Source organism: Geobacillus sp. CCR (assembly GCF_052906625.1).
Genome location: NZ_JBREBQ010000008.1, coordinates 40,882 through 65,502 on the forward strand (window position 1 = coordinate 40,882; position 24,621 = coordinate 65,502).

At 54.4% G+C, this 24,621-nt stretch carries 19 protein-coding genes and 1 pseudogene; 16 read left to right on the plus strand and 4 right to left on the minus strand.

Features of this window, described 5'->3' with window-relative positions; genetic code table 11:
* The first annotated feature begins 67 nt into the window (after positions 1–67).
* Entirely contained in the window at positions 68–643 is a 576-nt protein-coding gene (locus tag ACVBDQ_RS05965) for a YitT family protein (RefSeq protein ID WP_033025253.1), read from the plus strand.
* Positions 644–792: 149 nt separating this feature from the next.
* On the opposite strand, the gene ACVBDQ_RS05970 is transcribed toward ACVBDQ_RS05965, so the two are convergent.
* Together ACVBDQ_RS05970 and ACVBDQ_RS05975 are read right to left on the minus strand one after the other, a co-directional pair.
* Positions 793–2,124, minus strand: a complete 1,332-nt coding sequence (locus ACVBDQ_RS05970) for an IS4 family transposase (RefSeq protein WP_014196823.1) — start codon at positions 2,122–2,124, stop codon at positions 793–795.
* A gap of 300 nt (positions 2,125–2,424) precedes the next feature.
* Positions 2,425–3,786 (minus strand): S8 family peptidase, encoded by a 1,362-nt coding sequence (locus ACVBDQ_RS05975; RefSeq protein WP_446663093.1) that lies wholly within the window; start codon positions 3,784–3,786, stop codon positions 2,425–2,427.
* Between the two features lie 476 nt (positions 3,787–4,262).
* On the opposite strand from ACVBDQ_RS05975, the pseudogene ACVBDQ_RS05980 reads away from it, so the two are divergent.
* Both ACVBDQ_RS05980 and ACVBDQ_RS05985 read left to right on the plus strand, forming a co-directional pair.
* Positions 4,263–4,988: pseudogene (locus ACVBDQ_RS05980) on the plus strand (electron transport protein); the annotation flags it as partial.
* A gap of 102 nt (positions 4,989–5,090) precedes the next feature.
* Complete coding sequence (locus ACVBDQ_RS05985; protein ID WP_164977981.1) at positions 5,091–5,231, plus strand: hypothetical protein; 141 nt, start codon at positions 5,091–5,093, stop codon at positions 5,229–5,231.
* 74 nt (positions 5,232–5,305) lie between these two features.
* On the opposite strand, the gene ACVBDQ_RS05990 is transcribed toward ACVBDQ_RS05985, so the two are convergent.
* Positions 5,306–5,662 carry a hypothetical protein gene (locus ACVBDQ_RS05990; protein ID WP_033025256.1) on the minus strand — a complete coding sequence of 119 codons (357 nt, stop codon included), beginning with the start codon at positions 5,660–5,662 and terminating at the stop codon, positions 5,306–5,308.
* 44 nt (positions 5,663–5,706) lie between these two features.
* Positions 5,707–6,810, minus strand: a complete 1,104-nt coding sequence (locus tag ACVBDQ_RS05995) for a sensor histidine kinase (RefSeq protein ID WP_014195670.1) — start codon at positions 6,808–6,810, stop codon at positions 5,707–5,709.
* A gap of 222 nt (positions 6,811–7,032) precedes the next feature.
* Here ACVBDQ_RS05995 and cysK point away from each other — a divergent pair, with 222 nt between their 5' ends.
* The 13 genes from cysK (at position 7,033) to ACVBDQ_RS06060 (ending at position 24,548) form a co-directional block, all read left to right on the plus strand.
* Positions 7,033–7,956, plus strand: coding sequence for a cysteine synthase A (gene cysK, locus ACVBDQ_RS06000; RefSeq protein ID WP_446663094.1), 924 nt, complete (start codon positions 7,033–7,035; stop codon positions 7,954–7,956).
* 556 nt (positions 7,957–8,512) lie between these two features.
* The gene (locus tag ACVBDQ_RS06005; protein WP_446663099.1) at positions 8,513–9,634 is read left to right on the plus strand and encodes an AbrB family transcriptional regulator; all 1,122 of its coding nucleotides are present in this window, start codon (positions 8,513–8,515) and stop codon (positions 9,632–9,634) included.
* A gap of 48 nt (positions 9,635–9,682) precedes the next feature.
* The gene (locus ACVBDQ_RS06010; RefSeq protein WP_011231023.1) at positions 9,683–10,321 is read left to right on the plus strand and encodes a Bax inhibitor-1/YccA family protein; all 639 of its coding nucleotides are present in this window, start codon (positions 9,683–9,685) and stop codon (positions 10,319–10,321) included.
* A gap of 183 nt (positions 10,322–10,504) precedes the next feature.
* Positions 10,505–11,302, plus strand: a complete 798-nt coding sequence (gene hyi / locus ACVBDQ_RS06015; protein ID WP_011231024.1) for a hydroxypyruvate isomerase — start codon at positions 10,505–10,507, stop codon at positions 11,300–11,302.
* Positions 11,299–12,195, plus strand: a complete 897-nt coding sequence (locus ACVBDQ_RS06020; RefSeq protein ID WP_011231025.1) for an NAD(P)-dependent oxidoreductase — start codon at positions 11,299–11,301, stop codon at positions 12,193–12,195. The genes hyi and ACVBDQ_RS06020 overlap by 4 nt, the downstream gene beginning before the upstream one ends.
* A gap of 252 nt (positions 12,196–12,447) precedes the next feature.
* A complete protein-coding gene (locus tag ACVBDQ_RS06025; RefSeq protein ID WP_033012479.1) occupies positions 12,448–13,770 on the plus strand; it encodes an FAD-binding oxidoreductase in 1,323 nt (440 codons plus the stop codon).
* On the plus strand, positions 13,770–15,131 hold the full coding sequence (locus ACVBDQ_RS06030; protein ID WP_014195676.1) for a (Fe-S)-binding protein: 1,362 nt from the start codon (positions 13,770–13,772) through the stop codon (positions 15,129–15,131). The genes ACVBDQ_RS06025 and ACVBDQ_RS06030 overlap by 1 nt, the downstream gene beginning before the upstream one ends.
* Positions 15,128–16,573, plus strand: a complete 1,446-nt coding sequence (locus ACVBDQ_RS06035) for an FAD-linked oxidase C-terminal domain-containing protein (RefSeq protein WP_014195677.1) — start codon at positions 15,128–15,130, stop codon at positions 16,571–16,573. Before ACVBDQ_RS06030 ends, ACVBDQ_RS06035 begins: the two co-directional genes overlap by 4 nt.
* A gap of 107 nt (positions 16,574–16,680) precedes the next feature.
* Entirely contained in the window at positions 16,681–18,864 is a 2,184-nt protein-coding gene (locus tag ACVBDQ_RS06040; protein ID WP_011231029.1) for a malate synthase G, read from the plus strand.
* 188 nt (positions 18,865–19,052) lie between these two features.
* Positions 19,053–20,270, plus strand: a complete 1,218-nt coding sequence (locus ACVBDQ_RS06045; protein WP_011231030.1) for an NAD(P)-dependent malic enzyme — start codon at positions 19,053–19,055, stop codon at positions 20,268–20,270.
* Positions 20,271–20,276: 6 nt separating this feature from the next.
* The gene (locus ACVBDQ_RS06050) at positions 20,277–21,065 is read left to right on the plus strand and encodes a fumarylacetoacetate hydrolase family protein (protein ID WP_023634476.1); all 789 of its coding nucleotides are present in this window, start codon (positions 20,277–20,279) and stop codon (positions 21,063–21,065) included.
* A 175-nt stretch (positions 21,066–21,240) separates the two neighbouring features.
* On the plus strand, positions 21,241–22,026 hold the full coding sequence (locus ACVBDQ_RS06055; protein WP_031213154.1) for an IclR family transcriptional regulator: 786 nt from the start codon (positions 21,241–21,243) through the stop codon (positions 22,024–22,026).
* A 245-nt stretch (positions 22,027–22,271) separates the two neighbouring features.
* Positions 22,272–24,548 carry a DEAD/DEAH box helicase gene (locus tag ACVBDQ_RS06060; protein WP_011231033.1) on the plus strand — a complete coding sequence of 759 codons (2,277 nt, stop codon included), beginning with the start codon at positions 22,272–22,274 and terminating at the stop codon, positions 24,546–24,548.
* Positions 24,549–24,621 lie beyond the last annotated feature (73 nt).

A 24,621-nucleotide genomic window follows, 5' to 3' on the forward strand; every position in this document is an offset into this window, starting at 1 on the left:
GCGCCATATACATATATATGGAGGCATGTTGGCTCGTTGGGATAAGCCGTGGCGGAGGGGTTTCGTGATGATCAAAAAAATGGCGGCGGTGATTGTCGGCAGTCTGCTTCTTGGCGTTGGCATCAACGTCTTTTTAGTCCCTCACCATTTGCTTGATGGGGGGATGATCGGGCTCGGGCTGATCGCCAAATACGTGTGGCACGTTCAGGCTGGGTTGACGATGATCGTCTTAAGCGTTCCGCTTTATGCAGCCGCATGGTTTTACTACCGCCCGTTTTTTTACAACAGCTTGCACGGACTTTTATTTTCCTCATGGATGATTGACGTATTGTCCGTTTTGCGCGGCGTGGTGGTGTTGGATTCGCTTTTGAGCGCGGTCATCGGCGGGGTGCTGGTCGGCGCGGGCATCGGCTTGATGCTGCGCGAGGAGACGAGCACAGGCGGGACCGACCTGCTCGCCCAGTTTATCGCTAGATGGACGAACTGGAACGTCGGGATCATCATTTTTGTCATTGACGCCTGCATTATTTCAGCTGGGAGCATGATCATCGACTCAGTGCCGTTTGTCCACTCGCTTGTCGTTGTCACGGTCGTCGGGGCGGTGACGACGATGTTGACGCGCGAAAAAACGATGGGGGTATAGCCCATACCCGTCAAGTTTAGCGGTATAAAATTTTTAAGACGATACTCGTGTTCATCCCCGCAGTGAATGATGGGGATCACATCCATTATTGGGCATACCAAATACCCCTCCAGAAGAGGGGTATTTGGTATTTATATCCATATCTAATTCTACCATATCTCTAATTTCGTTAAGATATCTGATGCCGTTTCTTCCCCTTTCCTTCGACCTTTCTTGGCATGTTTTCGTAACAGGGAAAGGAGAGAGAAAAGGTTGATTTCCGCCATATGCGAACGCAAAAGCAACTGGTGCCAATACGATTGGAGAAGATCGAGCGCTTTCCGTTCACTGATTTCAATGTCTTCCTTTTGATGCCAATACATCCGAGCTTGAAACAGAAACGTCTGGGTGACCAAAATGGCAATCAACGTCCCGTATAAATGGCATTCGAAACGTTCTTTTTTCATCTCCTTGACTTTCTCCAAATCAAATACGGATTTCCAGGCTTTAAACAACAATTCAATTTGCCAGCGCAGGGAATAGAGCTCATAAACCTGTTGACCATCAAACGACTCTTGTGGTAAATTCGTCAGTAAGATGTGGTATTTCTTTTGTTCGAGGGTTTGGCGTGCCAGCGCCTTCCCTTTTCTTTTTTCCTTTTTCCGCACATACGCCATCCGTTTTTGCCATTCTTCCGCCGTCAGACGGCGGAAAACCAACCGTGGAACATACAAGCGTTCATGTCCGATGTACACATGTTCCATTTCCACTGATTCCCCTTCCTCTAATTGATTCCCAAGGGATTCCCAATCCCATTCCTTCCACTGGCCATTCTCCTTGATATACACTTTCATATCGGAACGGAGCCGAGTAATATAATACGCTCCGCGGGCGTCGATCTCGGCCAGTGCGGCAACGGAGAAAAAGCCCAAATCCCGAATACATAGGTCATTCGGTAAAATCGTATGCTGGGCATGATAGGCAAAACGAGCGTCCGAGTCATTGGCCGATTGAACGCATAGCTGAAGGCAGGCGCCGGATAACAAGTCATATTCAAACTGAATTTTCACCCCCGACGAAACGGAACCTCGATAGTCTTCCCCATAGTCAGCGGGAACCAAAAAGCTGGTTGAGTCCAAAATCCGCAGGCGGGTAAAACAAGTTCGATAGGTCTCCATGGCTGACAAAAGCAATGGACGTTGATGCAGGAGGAGAAGGAAAAACACTTCTCGCAAAAATGCCACGGCCCGATCGGTAAAACGCTGATTCAAGCCTTCGCTTGAAAGGGAACAGCCATGCCAGAGCGTCAAGGCCGCACACAACCGCTGAAGCGACTGTTTGGCCAGTGAGCCATCTCCCCATGCACAGAGAGTCAGAAAGGCTTCCGCCGTTAACGAACGCTGCCGCCGGATAAAGCCTGTTTTCCGTGCGAGACGGGTTAATTCTTCGGGAGAAAAGAGTTGACGAATGGTTTGAATCCATGCTTTCATTTGTTTTTCCATGAAAAAAATCCTTTCTAACGTGGAGTGTTCGTTAGAAAGGATACCATGTTTTTGACGATGCACAAAGACCAAAATTCTTAACTTGATGGGTATGGGGGTATAGCCCGAATCCCCATCGTTTTTCGTTTCAGCAGATAGGCGCTCCTCTATGGGAATGCGGCACCGAAGGCGCCGTTTCCGGCTGTTTGCTGATTGATGCTGTGGGGGAGTTTTAACATCGTTCGCACAGGAGATGAGAATTTTGTCCGTTTGACCTTTCCCAGCGACGAGTTCCCCAATCATTGGCGGAAGGAGCATCGGTTATCGCTTAGCCAGCTCGAGCGCGCGGTAGACGTTAATCAGCCCATAGCCGTAATACGGATCTTTTCCTCTCTCTCCCAAATCGTCAGCGCTTTCGAGAATAATGTCGCGCACTTCATCGTTCGAAAGCCGCGGGTTGACGGAGCGGATCAAAGCGGCGAGCGCGGTGACGTGCGGCGCGGCCATCGACGTGCCGGAAAGGGCGGCGTACCGGTGGCCGGCAAACGTGCTGGCAATGTTCGTTCCAGGCGCGACGACATCCATATAGTCGCCGTAGTTGGAATAAAGCGCATAGGAAAGATCCGGGTTGACAGCGCCAACACTGATCACTTCTGGATAAGCGGCTGGGAAGCTCGCCTGCGACGTGCTGTCGTTGCCGGAAGCGGCGACAAGCACGACATCATGAGCGTCGGCGTAGCGGATCGCTTCCTCAAGCACCGAGGACGGTTGGTAGTTGCCAAGGCTTAAATTGATGACCTTTGCCCCGTGGTCGACCGCCCAGCGGATTCCTTTCGCTACATCAATGCTCGTTCCATAGCCGTCCGCATTTAATGCTTTGACGGCCATGATCGGGTTGAACCATGTCATGCCGGCGACTCCTTCGCCGTTGTTCGGCTGTGAGGCGATAATGCCGGCGACATGGGTGCCATGGCCATTTTCGTCATTCGGAGAGCGGTCGTCGGCCAATACGTTATATCCGGGCAGAAGGCGGCGGGTTAAATCGGGATGGGTCAAATCGACTCCGCTGTCGATGATGGCGACAGGCACATTCCGCTTGCCGCGCGACAGCGTCCAGCCGTCTTCGGTATGAATGGCCGGCAAGTTCCACTGGTAGCGGGCGTAAAACGAATCGTTCGGCACCGGCGCCGGCTTGTTCCACTCATTTTGCATGTAAATGTAGTGCGGTTCGCAATAATCAACCGTTGGAAGAGAGCGGAAATAGCGGCGCATTTCCTCATACGTTTGCTCGCGCGAGCGGAATACAAACACGTGGTCGACCTGCTTGATGAACTGGCCGGCGATGGCTGCCTCCATTTGTTGAAGACGGCTTTCCGATGGCAATGCCCGAAAGCGGACCACGATCTCATTGGCGAAATAATGGCTTCGGTCACCGCGGCGATTATGGAGGATTTCCCGAATGCGCGGGTGCTTGTTCAACTGCTGTTTCAGCTGCTCGCCTGCGCTTAAGCTGTCTAAGGCGACAACGGTTGGATGGGTGGGTGCGACCTCGGCGTCAAACGGCTTCAGCCGCGGTGGAGCCGGGGCGTTTTCTTCTGGAGCCGGTCGCCCCAAGACGGCTGCGGCAACGAGTAGAGCAACAACCGCGCTGGCCGCGGCCCATATTCGGTATCGGCGTTTCACGCTGTTCACCTCCTTTGTTGTTAGGATGGGCGATTGACGGACAAATCATGAAAAATGGGATTCACCTTTTGCCATGGTGAAATCCCATTTTCTTCTTCAGCGGCCGACCGATTGCATACAGATGCAATTTGAAGTTTTCACATTTGCGGCTTTTGCCGAGCATTTGATCGACTGTCGGGAGACCGAACAACGCCGCTTTCAGCCTCATGTATGGGTCTAGGAAGCGGGTGGTTGTTCAGTCTTCCGCCACGCCAAGGCGTGACGGGGGCAAGCCTGTGGCTTGCCCTCGACAGTCGAAAAATAGATAAGCGGCTTTTCTGTCCAAGATATGTTAAACGTTTTGATTGCATCTAGTGTGCTAAGCGTTACTGTTCTCCTTCTCTTAGCCGCCGGCGCCGTTCTTCTTTTGCGCCGGGGCGAGTATGCGTTTGTGCCGGATGGGAGCGATATTGCGCCGTATGAAGCGAGCAAACAGAGATGGGTTGATCGTCAGCGAGCCGGGTTATCGGTTCAATGAGCAAAACAATGCCGTGGCCGCTTGGCAAAATACGCTCAATCCTCCGCCGCCAAATGAACGGATCAGCGAGGAGCGGGCGGCGAGAGGAAGAGAGGTGTTTGTCCGCGCCGGCTGCATCCGCTGCCATGCCGGGGCGTATTTGACGAACAACCGCGTCGTGGCGGCGAATGTCATCGGCACGGAACCGTCGCGGGCGAAAGCACTGAAAAAGACAGAAAAAGTGTTCGGAGAGGCCGTGTTGTACGCTCCGGATACGCCGGTCCCGATCCCAAAGGGGGCGAAAGTATTGAACGTGCCGACGAACCGTTTAGATCCAAAACAACTCAGGCTTGCCTTCGCCCACGGTGATTCGCCGGGCGGGTATAAAGTGCCGAGCCTCATCGGCCTGGCGTGGAGTGCGCCGTATTTGCACGACGGCGGCGTGGCGGTTGGGCCGAACGGTGAGCTCGGGCTTTCGGGCACCGTTCAAAAAGGCATCGCCCCTGATGCGCGCAACAGTCTGCGGGCGCTGATCGACCGGACGTGGCGCGGCCGCGTCATTGCCGCGAATGCCGCCGTTCCAGCTCTAAAGTCGGTGCATGTGACCGGCGCCGGGCACCGGTATTGGATCGACCATCAAGCCGGGTTTACGAAGGAAGAGCAAGAGGCGGTATTGGACTATTTGTTGTCGCTCACGTCGCACTGATCGCATCGAGCGTCGTTTATTCTGTGCTCATGCCGCTGGGAATAGTTCCCTTGCAACGCTGTTATAAGACGGCTCACACTAATAGGCAAGGGAGGGAAAGCGATGAGCGAAACATGTTTTTACTGTCAGTGCGAGTGCGATGACAAGGTGCATTACGTATCGTTCCATACGAATGGCGAAGAACACGAAGAAACGCTTTGTCCGGAATGTTACCAAGAATGGCTGCAGGGCATGAAAGGTTGACCTTTCTTCCTGCTTTCATTTCGCTCGGAAGCGGGGCTTTTTCGCGAAATGATGATGAAAAAACCGCACCGTGGTCAAACTGGTGCGGTTTTTTGGGACAGCGGCGGAGTGGCGATGATGTCCGCCAAATCGCCGTCTTCGTCATAGGCGCGGTAGACAGCGGCTTTCGTACGCGGAGCATGGACCGATAAAAAGAGAATGCGCTCCTTGCCTTCACGGGCGACTTTCGTTTCCATTTTCAATGACACTCCGTTTATCGTGAGCGAGTAGAACCGGTACGTCAAGCCAAGCCATGTGCGTTCTTGTCGAACGGTATCCGGATGATGGCGGATGAACGCAGCGAGCTCGGCGAACGAATGCATCTCCCGCTCGAGCCATTCGCGGATGGCACTTGCCGCCTGCTCCAACCAGCCTTTCCAAAACGTTTTCATCGGCATCACCTTTTTTCATCCATCTTGCCCATTTTCGCTGTTCGTCATGCAGGGAGGCGGATGGAAAACGTCGTCATGTTGTCGTCGGAAGAACAGCAGATATCCCCGCCGTGGTCTTCGATCACTTTTTTGCAAATGTACAGGCCGATGCCGGTTCCGAGTTTTTTCGTTGTAAAAAACGGCTCGAAAATCGTTTCCACAATGTCGGCTGGAATTGACGGACCGTTGTTGGCGATTTCGATGATGATGCTTCCGTCTTGGCAACGGGCGGCGATGTTGATCCGCCGCGGTTTTTCCCTCTCTTTCACCGCTTCGATCGAGTTGAGCAAAATGTTTACCAGCACCTGGCGCAGCTGATCTTTATAGGCAAATATATGTATGGATTCATCGATCGCCACCGAAAGGTCGACATCGCTGTCGACGATCGTGGCGTATAAAAACTCGATAATTTCCTCCAACAACTGGTACAGCGAAAACGTTTCTTTTTCGCTTTCAACAATTTCTTTGCGTGAGGCATGCAAAAATTGCGAAATGCGAAATTTCAGCTGCTGCAACTCATGGTCGATAATGTCTAAATAAGGAAGATGCGGATGCTCAAACTTCAATAATTGAATAAAACCAATAATAGCCGTAAGCGGATTGCGAAACTCATGGACAAAACTCGATGACATTTGCCCAAGCAGCGTCAGCCGGTCTTGATGCGATCTGGCAATGAGCGCGTTTTTTTCATGCAGTTCTTTTTCCTTTAACTCATTGTATTTTGTGATGGCATGAAACAGAAATTGGTCAAACAGCTCGTTCAAATGGTCGATGAGCGGGGACAGCTCGTCGACCGGCAGCGGCGCGGCGAGCGCGTGGTTGATGACGAGCCGCCTCCCAAGGTTGACGTTGTAGACGAGAGCGCCGATGCCGACATTCATTTCCGCACGTTCTTTCGCGATTTTGTTGGCTAACCGTTCGACCGTCTCGCTAGATAGCGACCGCAACAGCGCTTCTTTGACCAGCTCAAACACTGCTAAGCCGTTTTGTTCGACATGATCGATGTATTTGTCATCGTCGGCAATTTTCATATGTTGCCGCCAATAGGCGAGAAAGTTCGGCAAATGGGCTTCTAAATGGGTGACGAGCTGCTGTGCCGCAGATGCCAAAAAAGCCACCTCGCTTTCCATCATTTATTTTTTATTATAAGGGGGAATATCGGACTAGAACAGGGGAAAAATCGCAATCGGTCCGGCCAAACGAACGTCCTTTTGCGAAAAACGATCAAAAAACCTGGTGCTGCGGGCGGGACAGACTGTTTGAACGAAAAAAGAAAAATCATTTATAATGAATGAGGCAAACAAATATTTTGCTAAAGGTTGGGGACGATCGTGAAATTGTATGACTCGATTTTAGATTTGATTGGCGGCACGCCGATTGTAAAGTTGCAGCGTCTTCCTGACCCGGACGGCGCGGATGTGTATATGAAGCTTGAATCGTTCAATCCGGGCGGCAGCGTCAAAGACCGGCCCGCTTGGGAAATGATCCGCCGCGCCGAGGCGGAAGGGAAAATTGCACCGGGAAAAAGCACGATCATTGAACCGACGTCCGGCAACACCGGCATCGGCCTGGCCATGGTGTGCGCCGCCAGAGGTTACCGTTGCATCATTACGATGCCCGACAATGCGACGGTCGAACGGGTGAAAATTTTAAAGGCGTACGGAGCCGAAGTCTATTTGACGCCGGCGGAGAAGCGGATGCAAGGGGCGATCGATGAGGCAAACCGGCTTGCTGGCGAAATCCCTGACAGCTTTATTCCGATGCAGTTTGAAAATCCGGCCAATCCGGATGCACACCGGCATACAACAGCGGTGGAAATTTATGAAGCGTTTGATGGACGGCTCGATGCGTTCGTGTTAACCGCCGGCACCGGCGGGACGGTGACCGGAACAGGGGAGGAGCTGAAAAAACGCATCCCGAATTTGCGCATTTACGTCGTTGAACCGTACGGTTCGCCTGTGTTGTCGGGCGGCAAGCCGGGGCCGCACAAAATTCCCGGCACGGGTCCGGGGTTTATCCCGAAAATTTTAAATCGCTCGATTTATGATGACATTTTTTTGATCAATGATGAGGATGCCCAACAGATGGCGCGCGAACTGGCGGCGAAGGAAGGCATTTTGGTCGGCGCTTCGGCCGCTGCCAGTGCCTATTACGCCATCAAAGTGGCGAAACAGCTCCCCAAAGGCGCCCGCGTCCTTTGCATGGCGCCCGATTCCGGCGAGCGGTATTTGTCATCCGATTTATTCGCTGATTAAGCGGACGGCGCATCGGCGAAAAAGCGAGGGCCGTTGGCTTCACTGCTCCTTGCCTTTCATGGGAAGAGAAGCATTCCTCTCTGCTAAACAGGAGAGGAATGTTTTTGTTTGGTATTTCTGATGCAATTTAAAGCTTTAACATTTTTCGTTTTTACCGGTCATTTCATCCGACTGTCGAGTGACCGAACAACACCGCTTAAAGACCCATGAATGGGTCTTTAAGCGAGTCGTTGTTCGGTCTTCCGTCACGCCTTAGCGTGACGGAGGCAAGCCTATGGCTTGCCTTCGACAGTCAAAAATGGATGAGCCACTTTTCCGTCAAGGATATGTTAAACGATTTCGTTGCATCTATATAGTTTGCAGAAAGCGGATAGTAGAGCAACAGTTGCCGTCCCTTTTTGCCTTCGCGCCGCCGTCCGCTGTCGATAAAACCGGCAGTCAAGTACAATCGCTGCGCTGTCAAGTTTTGTTCATTGACAGCAAGCACAATTTCGTTGATGTAAGGTGGAGAGGAAGTGTTCGCTTGGCTTTGGAAAGACAACAAGGGCGGAACAGCATGGCGCGCATCGCGTTGACGCTGGTGATCGCGGCGCTCGGCGGCTTCATTTTCGCCTTGTTTGGCGTTCCGCTCCATTGGATGCTCGGTCCAGCAGCTGCGTTGCTTTTGGTTGGTCGTTTTTTGAAGGGAAAGTTGTATTGGCCGGTCGGCATTCGCAACGCTACGCTCATTCCGATCGGCTATACGCTAGGGACATCGATGACGGCAGGAACGCTTGTGGAGATGGGCCGACAATTGCCGGCGATGTTGCTGGCGACGGTGTTGATTTTGTTGTTTAGCTTCCTTGTTTCTTGCCTTGTCGCGAGATGGACAAGGATTCCGCTCCGTTCGGTTGTCACCGGCAGCATCCCCGGCGGATTGTCGCAAATGCTTGTGTTGGGCGAAGAGCTCGACGGTGTCGATGCAACGATTGTCACGTTTTTTCAAGTGATGCGCCTGATGGGCGTCGTGTTTCTCGTCCCGCTTATCGCCTTAAGCCCGTTCTTTTCCGGCGGCGCTGAGGCGGGGACGGGCGCAGCAAGCGGACAAGGGGCGCATTGGAGCGTCGGTCTTGTTTGGCTGTATTTGATCGTCACGGTTGCCAGCGCGATCATCGGAAGGCGCATCAAACTGCCGACTGCCTATTTGCTTGGCCCGATCATCGGAACATCGGCTCTGGTCATTGCCGGGACGCCGGCGCCCCATTTGCCAGCGCCTTTGTTAGATATCGCGCAAATCGCGATGGGCGCTTATCTAGGCTTAATGCTGAAACCGGCTCGCATCGCGGAAAAGGGAAGAGTCGTGCTGGCGGCTGTGGTTACCGGTCTTGCGCTCATTTTGTTTTCCATGGCTTCGGCATTTGTCTTAACGGCTCTGCATGGCGTGCCGTATTTGACAGCGTTCATCGCCTTGGCGCCGGGGGGCATGGATCAAATGGGACTTTTGGCGCGGGAAGCGCATGCCGACCTTGCCGTTGTGGCAAGTTATCAAATGTTCCGCATTTTTTTCATTTTGCTTGTCGTTCCACCGGTGCTGAAAAAATGGTTTGCCGCCCGCTGGTTTCGATGGATCGAACGATGGGCCATACATCATGGTGGACGGTCCATGCAGTCTGCGTCAATCAAAAAGAAAGGACTGTGACAAGAAACAAATATATGCTAAACTAGAAAGAAAAAGGAGGGGGTTGCCATGAATCATTCGACCGTTTATCGTCCGCATAGCCCAGTGGCGAAGTTGGCGGTTTCCTTTTTAGCGGCGCTGGCCGTCGCGACGGCGGGGCTGTATGCCGGGCAATGGGTGCCGGCTGGCCTGTATTTGCCCCTTTACGGGCTTGAACTTGTGCTGCTGTTGGTCATGATGTTCGCCCGCGTGAAAAAAGCTGTCGGCTATCCGCTTATGTTTGCGTTTATGTTTGTCTCGGGGGCGACGCTCTATCCGCTCATCGGCTATTACATTTCCATCATCGGCGCGGCGGCGGTGTTCAAAGCGTTTGCGCTGGCCGTTGTATCGTTTTCCGGCGTTGCCATTTACGCAGCGAGAACGAAAGAAGATTTTTCGTTCCTCGGCGGGTTTTTGATGCTGGGCGCGTTTGCGCTCCTTGGCTTGCTGATCATCCAATGGTTCATCCCATTCTCAAGCGTAGGGCAAATGGGCATCGCCGCTTTGGGGATTCTGATTTTCCTTGGCTTTACGATTTACGACATCAACCGTTTGGCCCGCTATGGCTTTACGGAAGCGGACATCCCGATGATTGTGGTCAATATTTACCTTGATTTCATCAACTTGTTTGTCTACATTTTGCGTTTTTTCGCCAGCGATGAGGATTGAGCGCCAAAAAGGGCTGCTCCTTTGGGGCAGCCTTTTTTCCATGACTGTGGCATTGATCAAAGCGGCAAGTCGAAATGGTGCGGCTGTTTTTTTACGGCATTAAAGGGGAAACGCGGTGAGGCAGGAATCGGCAAACGGTGGGGCGAATATAGAGAAAGAAATGGAGAAGAAAGGAGCCTCATGATGAAGTTTGCCGTCAATGTATCGACGATTTTCACGGAAGCGCCGTTTCTCGCCCGGTTTGCCAAGGCGAAGCAGCATGGGTTTTCGCACGTTGAATGCCAGTTTCCGTACTCGGTGGCTCCTGAGGCGATTGCTGATGAACTCGAGCAGCTTGAGCTGTCGCTTGTTTTGCTGAATTTGCCCGCTGGCGATTGGGAAAAGGGGGAGCGCGGGCTCGCCATTTTTTCTGACCGTCATGATGAATTCCGGCGTGCACTGGAGGAAGGAGTGCGTTATGCGCTCGCGCTCGGTGTACCGAATCTTCATTGCATGGCCGGAGTGTTGCCAAGGGACTTGCCGCGCGAGCGGGCGAAGGAGACGTATATGCGCCGCATTGACGAAGCGGCTGCAACGCTTGCTGTTCATGGTTTGACGCTGACGATTGAACCGATCAATCCGTTCGATATGCCCGGCTACTTTTTAACCGATATTGAGGAAGCGGCGGCGATCATCCGCGATCTCGGCCGGACGAATGTGAAATTGCAATATGACGTCTATCATATGGCTCGGCTCGGACGCAATGTGACAGCGATGTTTGCCGACTACGCACCGCTCATCGCGCATGTGCAATTCGCTGATGCCCCCGGGCGGCATGAGCCGGGGACGGGAGAGCTTCCGTATCGCGAGATTTTCGCATTTTTGCAAGAGCACGGCTACAATGGAGCGATTGGACTTGAGTACATTCCATCAGGGAAAAGCAGCGAAAGTTTTGTCTGGTATGATGAATACCGCGGAATGAAAGGGGGAGGCGGACGATGACACGCGTCGGCTTTATCGGATTGGGCGTGATGGGCTCGCGCATGGCTAGACGGCTGCTTGAAGCGGGATTCAATGTCACGGTGTACAACCGTACGACAGAAAAAGCGGTTCCGCTTGTCAACCTTGGCGCCCGACAGGCGGCGACAGTGGCAGAGCTGGCTGGCGAGGCGGATATCATTTGCACGTGCTTATCGATGCCGGATGATGTCATCGAGGTGTATACAGGTGAAGGCGGCGTCCTTAGCGCGGCCCATCCGGGGACGATTTGCCTTGATTTTACAACCGTCGGTCCGAAAACAAGCCGGTTTGTCGCTCGGCGCGCCGATGAGCACGGCGTCGCCTATTTGGACGCGCCGGTAAGCGGCGGGCCGGAAGGGGCGGAGCAAGGGGCGCTGACGATCATGGTCGGCGGGGCGAAAGAAGCATGGGAGCGGGTGCGTCCGTTGCTTCGGGTGTTAGGAAAAACGGTTGAATATTTAGGAGAAAGCGGCGCCGGCAGCGCGGCAAAAGCGATCAACCAGTACTTGGTCGCCGTCCATTCGGTCGCCGCGGCGGAAGCGATGGTCGCTGGCGTCGCTTATGGGCTTCATGCCGGGAAGCTGTATCGGCTGTTAAAAGAAAGCTATGGAGACAGCCGGATGTTGCGCCGCCATATGGAGCAGTTCGTGTTGCCGCGTCGATTCACTCCTGGCGGGGCGGTCAAGTATGTACATAAAGATGTGCGCTTGGCGAACGAGTTGATGGATGAAATCGGCCTTGGCCGCCGACTCGGCATTCAAGCAGAAGAAGCGTTTGCCGCAGCGATCGCCGCAGGCCTTGCCGACTTGGATATGGCCGCGGTCATTCAGCCGCTCGAGCAGCGGGTCGGAGTGGTGGTGGAAGAGACGGAATGAACAAAATGATCCCTAAATTCAAAAAATTCATTGAAAAAATGGATGAGCGATGGTTTAATAGAAGTAGCAGGAGGGCTGGCCCCAAAGGTTGTTTTGGGCTAAATCACTTGTATATATGACGGTGATCGGAAAAGGTGTCCCGATTCTTTTGGGACACCCTCCGCCTGATAAAGAAAACGGTTCGAGCGGCTCGCTTTTTTTTACTGATAAAAAGAAACGATGTTTCTTATTACGAAACGGAGGAGGGCGCTCATGCTTTCATTGACATGGATTGAGGAGCTGCAGGCGTTTTTGCATCCAGAACAGATCAAACGGAATGAATCGTTCCACCCCCTCGGCAATGATGGGGCGGTGACCGTCTATCCGCGAACAGAGGAAGAAATCGCTGCGGTGCTCCGCTATGCCGACCGCCATGGCAAAAAAGTCGTCATCGCTGGACGCGGCACAAAACGGGGGTTTGGCGGGCAGCGGGAACAGGCGGACATCTTGCTGTCGTTGGAACACTATGCCGGCATTGTCGAACATGCGGCCGCCGATATGACGGTCACTGTCAAAGCCGGAACGGTGTTTGGTGATTTGCAGCGCGCGCTCGCTCCGCATCGGCAAAAGGTCGCCTTGGACCCGTTTTGGCCGGAGGAAGCGACGATCGGAGGGGTCATTGCCGCGAACGATAGCGGTCCGAAGCGGCTCGGCTATGGGGCAGCGCGCGATTCGGTCATCGGGTTGCGCGTCGTCTATCCGAACGGGACCGTCATTCGTTCCGGAGGCAAAGTGGTAAAAAATGTCGCCGGCTACGATATGAATAAGTTGTTCATTGGGGCGATGGGGACGCTCGGGGTGCTGAGCGAGATTACGCTCAAGCTTCGACCGCTCGCGAAATATGAAAGCGTTGTGTTGCTGTCGTTCCCAAGCGGCGATCTTCATGACATTCGCTCGTTTGCCGTTTCGTTCCTTGATACAATGATGGAGCCGATTTGTTTTGAACTGCTCAACCCGGCGCTTTCCGAGCGGCTGACGGGACGGCCGGTTTATACGCTTGTGATCGGGTTTGAAGATGTGGAAAACGCCGTCCATTACCAAGAGCATTGGGTTGAACGACTGCGGCCGAAAGCGGTGGAAATGTCCATTTTAGCCGGCGAAGAGACGGCGGCGTTTTGGCGGACGTTTTACACGATGGCACCGAACGGGCGTCTGGAGCAGGCGGAAAACGGTGTTGAAGCGGCAGTGAAAATCGGGGTTGTCAACTTGGATGTACTCTCCATCTTGCGTGAAAGCGTTTTAATCGCTGACCGTTGCCATGTCCGCATCGAGGCGCACGGCGGATTGGGCCACGGGCTTTGTCAGGCGTATATGCACGGCGGCGAAGAGGGAGTGTTGACCGCGATCGAGGAGCTGCGCCAAACGGCGGTTCGCCTTGGCGGCTACGCGATTGTGAAACATTTGCCGCTTTCGCTGCGCCAGCGCGTCGACGTCTGGGGCGGAAAGCCGTCGTACTTTTTCTTGCTCGAAGGCATTAAGCGGAAAATCGATCCGAACAAAACGGTCAACGATCAACGCTTTATTGGGGGGATTTAATGATGAGCACGATGACCAATGAACGGGCGGACAGCCCGGCGTGTGCGACCGCGAGTCTTGGCAACTATCGTTTTCACGATTTGCCGGACCCGAGCAAGTGGGCTGATTGCGTTCATTGCGGCATGTGTTTAGAATCATGCCCGACGTACGAACAGACGGGTGAAGAACAGCACTCTCCGCGCGGCCGCGTTCATTTGATGAAGTCGGTCGGCGAAGGGAAGCTTGAGTTGACGCCTGATTTGCTCGATCCGATTTTTACGTGCTTGGATTGCCGTGCATGCACGACGGCTTGCCCGGCCGATGTCGATGTCGGTGGGCTCATTGAACAAGTGCGCGGCCAGCTCCGCCAGGCGGTTCCGCTCACCGGTTGGAAGGCGCTTGTCAGCGACGTTTTCTTAAAAGGCATTTTTCCGCATCCGTCGCGCCTCGATTGGCTCGGCCGCCTGCTGAAATGGTACCAAAAAAGCGGCTTGCAGACGGTGGCGCGCAAAACCGGACTGCTGCGTGTCATGCCCGATCACTTGGCTGAGATGGAGGCGATTTTGCCAGCGGTCGGTACGCCGGTTCGGAGAAAGTATAAACATCAGCCGCTCATTAAGGCGAAGGGGGAAACAAAGCGAACCGTCGCGATTTTGACCGGATGCGTCATGGATGTTATGTTTAGTGATATTAACGAAGCGACGATCCGTGTATTGACCCATAACGGCAACGATGTCGTCATCGTCCCGAACCAGACGTGCTGCGGGGCGCTTCACGTTCACGCCGGCGACCGCGAAACCGGCCGGAAGCTCGCCAAGCAAAATATTGAGGCGTTTCAACATGTCGACCATGTCATCGTTAACGCCGCCGGCTGCGGCTGCATGTTGAAAGAATATCCGGAACTGTTCCGCCATGACCCGGAATGGCATGAAAAGGCGGAGCAATTTGCCGCCAAAGTTGAGGATGTGTCCAAATTTTTGCATGACACGGGCTTCAAACCACCGAAAGCGGAATTGAACGTGCGCCTCACCTACCATGATGCGTGCCATTTGGCCCATGGCCAGGGCATCCGCCAAGAGCCGCGCGCTTTGATTGAAAGCATTCCGGGGGTGGAAATGGTCGCCATGCCAAACGCCGATCGTTGCTGCGGCAGCGCCGGCATTTACAACCTCACCCATCCGGAGATGGCACAAGCGGTGCTTGAGAGCAAAATGCAACACGTGCCGCAAGAGGTGGAGCTGATCTCGATGGGCAATCCAGGTTGCATGCTGCAAATGGCGCTTGGCGTCATGAAACATGGACGAAACCAAAAAATCGTCCATACGGTGCAGCTGCTCGATTGGGCGTACCAAAAAGAAGAAGGGAAGGACGTGCGCATATGAGAAAACGGCCGATTGCAACGAACGACCCGCACATCCAAGCGCTCGCCCGCATCGTTGGGGAACAGGCGATTTTATACCGGAAAGAAGATTTAATGGCGTATGACTGCGACGGCTTCACCGTCCACCGCCATTTGCCAAGGGCGGTTGTATTTCCAAACAGCACGGAGCAAGTGGCGGCGGTCGTCAAATACTGCCATGAGCATGATCTTCCGTTTCTCGCCCGCGGCGCCGGCACGGGGTTAAGCGGCGGGGCGATTCCGCTAAACGGCGAAGTCGTCATCAGCCTAACGCGGATGAAGCGGCTGTTGCACGTCGATCTCGAAAACCGGCGCGCCGTCGTCGAGCCGGGGTTTGTCAACTTGAAGTTGACGAACTCGGTCGCCCACCGCGGCTATTACTATGCGCCCGACCCGTCAAGCCAATATTGCTGCACGATCGGCGGCAACGTCGCTGAAAACGCTGGCGGCGCCCACTGCTTAAAATACGGAGTGACGACGAACCATATTTTAGGGCTTGAAGTCGTCTTGCCGAACGGCGAAGTGATTGAAATCGGCGGAAACGGCGTTCCCGATCCGCCAGGCTACGATTTGCTCGGGCTGCTGACCGGGTCGGAAGGGACGCTTGGCATCGTGACAAAAATCACCGTCCGTTTGTTGAAAAATCCCGAGGCCAAACAGACGGTGCTCGCCTATTTTGACGAAGTGGAAGATGCGAGCCAGACCGTTTCCGACATCATTTCCGCTGGAATCGTGCCGGCGGCGCTCGAGATGATGGACCAAACGGCCATCGAGGCGGTCGAAGCGGCCGCGTTTCCGGTCGGGCATCCGAAAGACATCGCCGCGCTGTTGCTCATTGAAGTGGATGGCATTTCCGCCGGGATCGACGAACAAATCAACGATATTTTAACGATTTGCCGCCGCCATCATGTGCGCGAAGTGAAAGTCGCCCAGTCAGAGGAAGAACGGGCCCGCTGGTGGGCGAACCGGAAAACCGGCTTTGGCGCCATGGGGGCGATTTCGCCTGACTATTTAGTGCAAGATGGCGTCATTCCGCGCAGCCGTCTGCCGGAAGTGCTGCGGGAAATCGCCGATATCAGCCGCAAGTATGGACTGAGAATCGCAAACATTTTCCACGCCGGCGACGGCAATTTGCACCCGCTTGTGCTGTTTGATGCGAGCAAGCCTGGGGAGACGGAGCGGGCGCTTGCCGCCGGAAGCGAATGCCTCAAGGCGTGCGCGGCGGTCGGCGGATCAATTACAGGGGAACATGGCGTTGGCATTGAGAAAAAAGAAGAGATGCGCTTCATTTTCACTGATGAGGAAATTTTGGCGCAAACGGCAATCCGCGACGTGTTTAACCCGAAAAACTTGCTCAACGCCGGCAAGCTGTTCCCGACGCCGGGGCGTTGTGTAGAGACAAAGATGCCGTCGACAGTGAAATGAAAATTTTTTGAAAACGATTGCCAGTCATTTCGTTTCATGGTATCATCTTTTTAGAGAAATTGAGAAACGATGTTTCGTAATAAGAAACAAGAGAGGGGAAGAGAATAATGGGCGAATACGTACAAAAAGGGAACATCCAAGTCGCCAAAGTGTTGTACGACTTTGTCAACGAGGAGCTTCTGCCGAACAGCGGGTTGGATCAAGACAAGTTTTGGAGCGATTTCGGCGCGCTCATTTCCGACTTGACGCCGCGCAACAAAGAATTGCTCGCCCGCCGCGACGAAATTCAAGAAAAATTGAATGAGTGGCATAAAGCGCATCGCGGCCGCTTTGATTTTAACGAATATAAAGCATTTTTGACAGACATCGGCTATTTGGAGCCGGAAGTCGAGGACTTTGAGATTACGACCGACAATGTCGATGATGAAATTGCCGTGCAAGCCGGGCCGCAGCTCGTCGTTCCGTTGACGAACGCCCGCTATGCATTAAACGCTGCCAACGCCCGTTGGGGCAGCCTGTACGACGCGCTGTACGGCACCGATGCCATCAGCGAAGAAGACGGCGCCGAGCGCGGTTCGTCGTACAACCCGGTGCGCGGGGCGAAAGTCATCGCCTACGGGCGGCAGTTTTTAGATGAAGCGGTGCCGCTGGCGCAATATTCCCATAAAGACGCTGTCCAGTACGCCATTGTTGATGGCCAGCTTGTCGTGACGACAGAAGGCGGGGCGACGACGGGGCTGAAAGAGCCGGAAAAATTCGTCGGCTTCCAAGGCGACCCGCAACATCCGACAGCGGTGTTGCTGAAGAACAATGGCCTTCACATTGAAATTCAAATCGACCGCGAGCATGCGGTCGGAAAAACGGATCAAGCCGGGGTCAAAGACATTGTCCTAGAAGCGGCCGTGACAACGATCATGGACGGTGAAGATTCGGTGGCGGCCGTTGACGCCGAAGACAAAGTGCTCGTTTACCGCAACTTGTTTGGTCTCGTTAAAGGCGATTTGACAGCGACATTTGAGAAAAACGGCAAAATCATGACGCGCTCCCTGAACCCGGATCGCGTATACAAAACGCCGGATGGCGGGGAGCTCGTGCTGCCGGGCCGTTCGCTCATGTTCGTGCGCAACGTCGGGCACTTAATGACGAACAACGCGATCTTGCATGCGAATGGCGAGGAAGTGCATGAAGGGATCATGGACGCCGTCATTACAAGCTTGATTATGAAACATTCGCTCATCGGCAATACACGCTACTTGAATTCGCGCAAAGGTTCCATCTACATCGTCAAGCCGAAAATGCACGGATCGGCGGAAGTGGCGTTTGCCAACGAGCTGTTTGACCGTGTCGAAGATATGCTCGGCCTTGAGCGGAATACGATTAAAATCGGCGTGATGGACGAGGAGCGCCGCACGTCGCTCAACTTGAAAAACTGCATCTACCAAGTGCGCGACCGCATCATTTTTATCAACACCGGCTTCCTCGACCGGACCGGAGACGAAATTCATACGTCGATGGAAGCGGGGCCGATGCTGCGCAAAAACGAGATGAAATCATCGACTTGGCTGCAGGCGTATGAAAAATCGAACGTCGCCGTTGGGCTTGCCGCCGGCTTCCGCGGCCGGGCGCAAATCGGCAAAGGAATGTGGGCGATGCCGGATTTGATGGCAGAAATGCTGAAGCAAAAAGGAGCGCAGCTCAAAGCAGGCGCCAATACGGCATGGGTGCCGTCGCCGACAGCGGCCACGCTCCATGCGCTTCATTACCATCAAGTGAACGTCTCCGCTGTGCAAAGCGAACTGGCGAACGATCGGAACGATTATCGCGACGACATGTTGCAAATCCCGGTCGTTGACCATCCGCAATGGACAGCGGAAGAGATTCAAGAAGAGCTCGACAACAACTGCCAAAGCATTTTAGGCTATGTCGTCCGCTGGATCGACCAAGGGATCGGCTGCTCGAAAGTGCCGGACATTCACAACGTCGGACTGATGGAAGACCGGGCGACGCTTCGCATCTCGAGCCAAATTCTCGCCAACTGGCTCCATCATGGCATTTGCACGAAAGAGCAAGTGCTTGAGACGCTCAAGCGGATGGCGAAAGTCGTCGACGAACAAAACGCCGGCGATCCGAACTATCGTCCGATGGCGCCGAATTACGATGATTCGGTGGCGTTCCAAGCGGCGTGCGATCTCATTTTCCGCGGCTATGAACAGCCAAACGGCTATACCGAGCCGATTTTGCACCGCCGCCGTCAAGAAGCAAAAGCGAAATTTGCCGCCATTCAGCAATAAACGCCAAAAGTTGTATAAGGAACAAGGGATGGATGACCTTGTTCCTTCCTATCTATTATGATCAGAAAATTAAGAAAATAAATGGAGAAAGGAGGCAGCTCCTAGTTACTATTGGCCGGTTGTCAAACGCAAAGCAGCACAAAAGGCGGTACAAGGGGATGGGGAAGGCTAGTAGCTAGGGATCAGTGATGGAACATTTGCGAGAACGAGCGTTGCTTGTCCATCGGCAGGCAAGAGGAAAGCTGTCAGTTGAAGTGAAAGTGCCGGTCGTGAATGCCAATGATTTAAGTCTCATTTATTCGCCGGGAGTGGCTGAACCGTGCAAAGAAATTTACGTCGACCAAGACGAAATGTACAACTATACAGTGAAGGGCAATTTTGTCGCCGTCGTCTCGAATGGCACGGCGGTGCTTGGGCTTGGCAACATTGGCGCGCGGGCGGCGCTTCCGGTCATGGAAGGGAAAGCCGCCTTGTTCAAAGCGTTCGCCGGGATCGATGCCGTGCCGCTTTGCCTCGATACTGAAGATCCGGAACAAATCATTCAAACGGTCAAGTTGCTGGAACCGGCGTTTGGGGGCATCAATTTGGAAGATATCGCCGCCCCCGCCTGCTTTGTCATTGAAGAGCGTCTTCGCCAAGAGATGGCGATCCCGGTGTTTCATGATGATCAGCATGGCACGGCGATTGTCGTGGCCGCTGGGCTGACGAACGCCTTGAAAGTGGTTGGCAAACAGCTTGCCGATTGCCGGGTTGTCATCAACGGCGCCGGCGCTGCCGGGGTGGCGATCGCCAAATTGCTGCTGTCGATCGGAGTCGGCGAACTGATCGTTTGCGACACAAAAGGAGCGATTTATGAAGGGCGCTCGCATGGGATGAACGCTATCAAGGAAGAAATCGCCCGGCAAACGAATCACCGCCGTATCTCCGGGACGCTTGCGGACGTCATTCAAGGCGCGGATGTGTTTATCGGTGTCTCGGTTGCTGGGGCGTTGACGCCGGCGATGGTTCGGACGATGAACCGCGGGGCGGTCGTATTCGCCTTGGCCAATCCGGTGCCTGAGATCATGCCGGATGAGGCAAAAGCCGCCGGCGCCGCCGTGGTCGCGACCGGCCGGTCGGATTTGCCGAACCAAGTGAACAACGTGTTGGCGTTCCCTGGCATTTTCCGCGGCGCGCTCGATGTGCGGGCGACGCAAATTAATGAGGCGATGAAAATTGCCGCTGCCGAAGCCATCGCCGGGCTCATCCAGCCGGAAGAGCTGACGGAAGAGTATGTCATCCCGAACCCGTTTGACCGGCGCGTCGTCGAGGCCGTCGCTTCCGCCGTCGCCCGTGCCGCCATGGAGACCGGGGTGGCTCGAGTCAAGGAAAAAGTTGAGGAACAAAATCGTGTCAGAGAGGGGTAGCCATCGATGAAATTTGCCCGTTTTCTCGCTGATGGCGCGATTCGCGCCGGTGTGGTGAACGGTGAAGTGATCCGCGAAATCGAAGGAAATATGTTCACCGCTTGGGATTATACGGGAAACGTATTTCGCTATGATCGCGTTTCGCTCGTGGCGCCGCTTGCGCCGCGCCATGTGATCGGCATTGGCGCCAACTATGTGGCCTCCAGTGAACAGCTGCCGGTGGAACTGCCAGATATTCCTGTCTTTTTCTTTAAACCATCCTCGTCGGTCGTCGGGCCGGAAGCGGAGGTGGTCATTCCGAGCGGGGTTGGTGAAGTGAAATTTGAATCCGAGCTGGCGGTTGTGATCGGCAAAGAGGCAAAACAGGTGAGCGAAGAAGACGTGTGGTCGTATATTTTCGGCTATACGGTCGCCAACGATGTCACCGCGCCGCAGTTTTTCCACCCGGACGGCCATTGGACGATCGGAAAATCGTTCGATACGTTTACACCGCTCGGCCCGGTCATTGAAACAGAGCTCGATCCTCGGGCTGTATCGGTGAAAGCGCGGGTCAATGGTGAAGAAAAGCAGAACAGCTCGACCAAGCTGATGATCATTTCCATCAGCAAAATGATTTCGTATTTGTCTCATGTCATGACGCTGCAACCGGGCGACGTCATTTTGACGGGAAGCCCGGTCGGCGCCGAGCTTGTCGGCCCGGGGACGGTCATTGAATGCGATGTGGACGGCATCGGCACGCTCCGCAATACGTTCGTCGCCGCCAAAGCGCCAGCCGTTTCCATCCGACGTTCATAACGAACCTGCGGCATCTCTGGGCCAAACAAGGCATCAGGCGCGTCCTGACGGTGAATACGTTCCGTCCGTTAAGGCGGCGCTCGCTGCCATGCGCGCCTGCGCTGCTCTCCCGCCTGCAAAAGCCCGGCTGTTCGTGTATAATGGCGAGCGGAGAGAACAAATCGAGGTGAATGCGATGGAACGAGAAAACACGGTCAAATCGGTCCGCCGGGCGCTGCAAATTATCGAAATCGTCAGCACGAAAAAGGACGGGCTGGGCGTGACGGAAATCGCGAAACAAATGGACATCAACAAAAGTTCGGTGTACCGCATTTTAACGACGCTTGCCCAATACGGCTATATCGAACAACATCCGGAAACGGAGCGGTATAAGCTCGGCTACAAGTTTTTAGAGCTCAGCTCAAAGCTGCTTGATTCGATCGATTTGCGCCAAGAGGCGAAGCCATATTTGCGCGAGCTCGAAAAAGAAACGAACGAGGTCATCCACCTCGTCGTCTATGATCAAGGGGAAGTCATTTATATTGAAAAATTGGAAGGAACGGAGACGCTGCGCATGCACTCCAAAGTCGGCAAGCGGGCTCCGATGCATTGCACGGCGGTCGGCAAGGCCATTTTAGCCCATTTGCCGCCCGCGGTGGCTGCAGAGATCATCGATCGGAAAGGACTGCCGAAGCATACCGATTGGACGATCACCGACCGCGAGGCATTTTTCCGCGAACTTGAGACCGTCCGGCAAAACGGGTATGCGCTTGACTTGGAAGAAAACGAGTACGGTATCCGATGTGTTGCCGTTCCGATTTTTGACTATACTGGCGGCGTCGTCGCGGCGATCAGCGTTTCCGGCCCGACGATCCGCATGACGGACGACCGCATCACATCGCTCACTGTGCGCATGCGACAGATCGGCAAAGAACTGTCGGCAAGGCTCGGCTATCGTGGAGCCCATTCCGTCCAGCTGTAGCGGCTGGACGTTTTTTTGTGCCAAGAAGAATGACCCATGTGGATGCCGCCTTGGCGGGGAAGATGAGAGGAAGGCGTCCTTTTTCCAAAACCGTTCAGATACAATCGAACGTTCTGTCGTTCGGCCGGCTCCGATATATCGGTTGTCTGCCAGTTTGAAACGAGAGAGGACTGCCTCTTGGTGGGCGTTTTTTGTAGTGCAAACAAACGGAATGCATGTAAAATAGAAACGAGGTGATATGCGACGTGAAAAAACAGACGCTGTCGGAATGGATCGAACAGCTTCGCCAAGATCCGAATGTCGTGCATTGGCATGAAATCGAACCGAAAGAAGCGAATTTCGTTCCGTTTCCAGACGAACTCGATCCGCGGCTTGGCGCGGCGCTCAAAGCGCGCGGCATCGCTTCGTTGTATACGCACCAGGCGGCCGCTTATGACGCGGTCCAAAGCGGGCGGAACATTGTCGCCGTGACGCCGACCGCTTCAGGGAAAACGCTTTGCTACAATTTGCCGGTGCTCGATGCCATTGCCAAAGAGCCATCGAGCCGCGCCCTGTATATCTTTCCAACGAAGGCGCTCGCTCAAGATCAAAAAAATGAACTAAACGAGATCATCGCCGAGATGGGGGTGTCGATTTACAGCCATACATACGACGGCGACACGGCGCCGGCGCTGCGGCAAAAAATCCGTCAAGCAGGCCATATTGTCATCACCAACCCAGATATGCTCCATACGGCCATTTTGCCGCACCATACGAAATGGATTTCTCTTTTTGAACAGCTGCGCTACGTCGTCATCGATGAACTGCATACATACCGCGGCGTATTCGGCAGCCATGTGGCGAACGTCATCCGCCGCTTAAAGCGCATTTGCGCCTTTTACGGGAGTCGACCAACGTTTATTTGCACGTCGGCGACGATCGCCAATCCGAAAGAGTTGGCGGAGCGGCTGATCGGTGAACCGGTGGCGCTTATTGACAACAATGGGGCGCCGCGCGGGCGGAAATATTTCGTGTTTTACAATCCGCCGGTTGTCGAGCGGACGATGAACATCCGCCAAAGCGCGACAAAAACGGCCGTTGAGCTCGCAAGACAGCTGCTTGTCAACCGCATTCCGACGATCGTTTTCGCCCGCAGCCGCGTCCGTGTCGAGTTGATTTTAAGCCATTTGCAGGCGGTGGTGAACGAACGAATCGGCGATACGACGATCCGCGGCTACCGCGGCGGCTACTTGCCGAACGAGCGGCGCGCCATTGAAAAAGGGTTGCGCAGCGGGGAGATTATCGGTGTGGTGAGCACGAATGCGCTCGAGCTCGGTGTTGATATCGGCCAATTGCAAGCGTGCATCTTAACAGGGTATCCGGGAACGATCGCCAGCACGTGGCAGCAAGCCGGGCGCGCCGGCCGGCGCCAGGGCGATTCGCTCGTTGTGATGATCGCAAGCGCAAGCCCCCTCGATCAGTACATCATCTCCCATCCAGAATACTTTTTCGCCCGCTCGCCGGAGGCGGCGCGCATCAACCCGGACAATCTGCTCATTTTGGTCGATCATATCAAATGCGCCGCCTATGAGCTTCCGTTCCGGCGCGGCGAGACGTTCGGCGGCGTCGAGGTCGAAGAGGTGCTCGACTTTTTGGCCGAGCAAGGGGTGCTAAACGAACGCGCTGGGCGCTGGCACTGGATGAGCGACGCGTTTCCCGCGCATGATATCAGTTTGCGCTCCGCGGCTCAGGAAAACGTCGTCATCATCGATATTTCCGACACCGCCCACCATCGCGTCATCGGCGAAATGGACCGCTTCAGCGCGATGACGCTGCTTCATGATGAAGCGATTTATTTGCACGAAGGAGCACAATACCAAGTTGAAAAGCTCGACTGGGAGGAGAAAAAGGCGTACGTCCGCCAAGTCGATGTTGAATATTTTACGGACGCCAATTTAGCTGTCCGGCTTGATGTGCTGTCGGAAGACCGGAGCGAAACGCGCGGACAAATGGCGGTGCGTTACGGTGATGTATCGGTCCGAGCGATGGCGACGATTTTTAAAAAGCTGAAGCTGTCGACGTTTGAAAACATCGGATCAGGGCCGATCCGCCTTCCGGAGGAAACGCTTCATACGTCGGCGGCGTGGATCGAGTGGGAGGCGGTGCCGTCACGGTTTTCCCCGGCGCTGTTTGAACAACTCCTTGTCGGCATCGCCAATGTGCTTGGTCATCTCGTGCCGGTGTTTGTCATGTGCGACCGCTCCGATCTTCACGTCGTGCCGCAGCTTAAGGCGCCGCATTCCGGACGGCCGACGATTTTCCTTTATGATCGCTATCCAGGCGGAGTCGGCCTGTCGGAGGCGGTGTTTGAACGGTATGAAGAGATCATGAAACATGTGAAAGAATGGGTCGAACGCTGCCCGTGTGCGGACGGCTGCCCATCGTGCATCGGCATTTCAAGCGCTGACGGACCGTCGTTGAAGCGCGAACTTGTCCAGTTTTTGGACGAACAACTTGCCGTTTGGGCCGGTCCGTCCGTTTAAGCGTCGTCATGCGTGTTTTTGCCGAGTGTGGGAGAATCAACTTATAGAAGCAAGCCGACGTCAAGCAAGGAGG

Bases quoted from the DNA above. Each gene is read 5' to 3' on its own strand.
- ACVBDQ_RS05965 (WP_033025253.1), top strand. From the start codon at position 68: ATGATCAAAAAAATGGCGGCGGTGATTGTCGGCAGTCTGCTTCTTGGC.
- ACVBDQ_RS05970 (WP_014196823.1), bottom strand. From the start codon at position 2,124: ATGGAAAAACAAATGAAAGCATGGATTCAAACCATTCGTCAACTCTTT.
- ACVBDQ_RS05985 (WP_164977981.1), top strand. From the start codon at position 5,091: ATGAGCGAAACATGTTTTTACTGTCAGTGCGAGTGCGATGACAAGGTG.
- ACVBDQ_RS05990 (WP_033025256.1), bottom strand. From the start codon at position 5,662: ATGAAAACGTTTTGGAAAGGCTGGTTGGAGCAGGCGGCAAGTGCCATC.
- ACVBDQ_RS06005 (WP_446663099.1), top strand. From the start codon at position 8,513: ATGGCGCGCATCGCGTTGACGCTGGTGATCGCGGCGCTCGGCGGCTTC.
- ACVBDQ_RS06010 (WP_011231023.1), top strand. From the start codon at position 9,683: ATGAATCATTCGACCGTTTATCGTCCGCATAGCCCAGTGGCGAAGTTG.
- hyi (WP_011231024.1), top strand. From the start codon at position 10,505: ATGAAGTTTGCCGTCAATGTATCGACGATTTTCACGGAAGCGCCGTTT.
- ACVBDQ_RS06020 (WP_011231025.1), top strand. From the start codon at position 11,299: ATGACACGCGTCGGCTTTATCGGATTGGGCGTGATGGGCTCGCGCATG.
- ACVBDQ_RS06025 (WP_033012479.1), top strand. From the start codon at position 12,448: ATGCTTTCATTGACATGGATTGAGGAGCTGCAGGCGTTTTTGCATCCA.
- ACVBDQ_RS06030 (WP_014195676.1), top strand. From the start codon at position 13,770: ATGATGAGCACGATGACCAATGAACGGGCGGACAGCCCGGCGTGTGCG.
- ACVBDQ_RS06035 (WP_014195677.1), top strand. From the start codon at position 15,128: ATGAGAAAACGGCCGATTGCAACGAACGACCCGCACATCCAAGCGCTC.
- ACVBDQ_RS06040 (WP_011231029.1), top strand. From the start codon at position 16,681: ATGGGCGAATACGTACAAAAAGGGAACATCCAAGTCGCCAAAGTGTTG.
- ACVBDQ_RS06045 (WP_011231030.1), top strand. From the start codon at position 19,053: ATGGAACATTTGCGAGAACGAGCGTTGCTTGTCCATCGGCAGGCAAGA.
- ACVBDQ_RS06050 (WP_023634476.1), top strand. From the start codon at position 20,277: ATGAAATTTGCCCGTTTTCTCGCTGATGGCGCGATTCGCGCCGGTGTG.
- ACVBDQ_RS06055 (WP_031213154.1), top strand. From the start codon at position 21,241: ATGGAACGAGAAAACACGGTCAAATCGGTCCGCCGGGCGCTGCAAATT.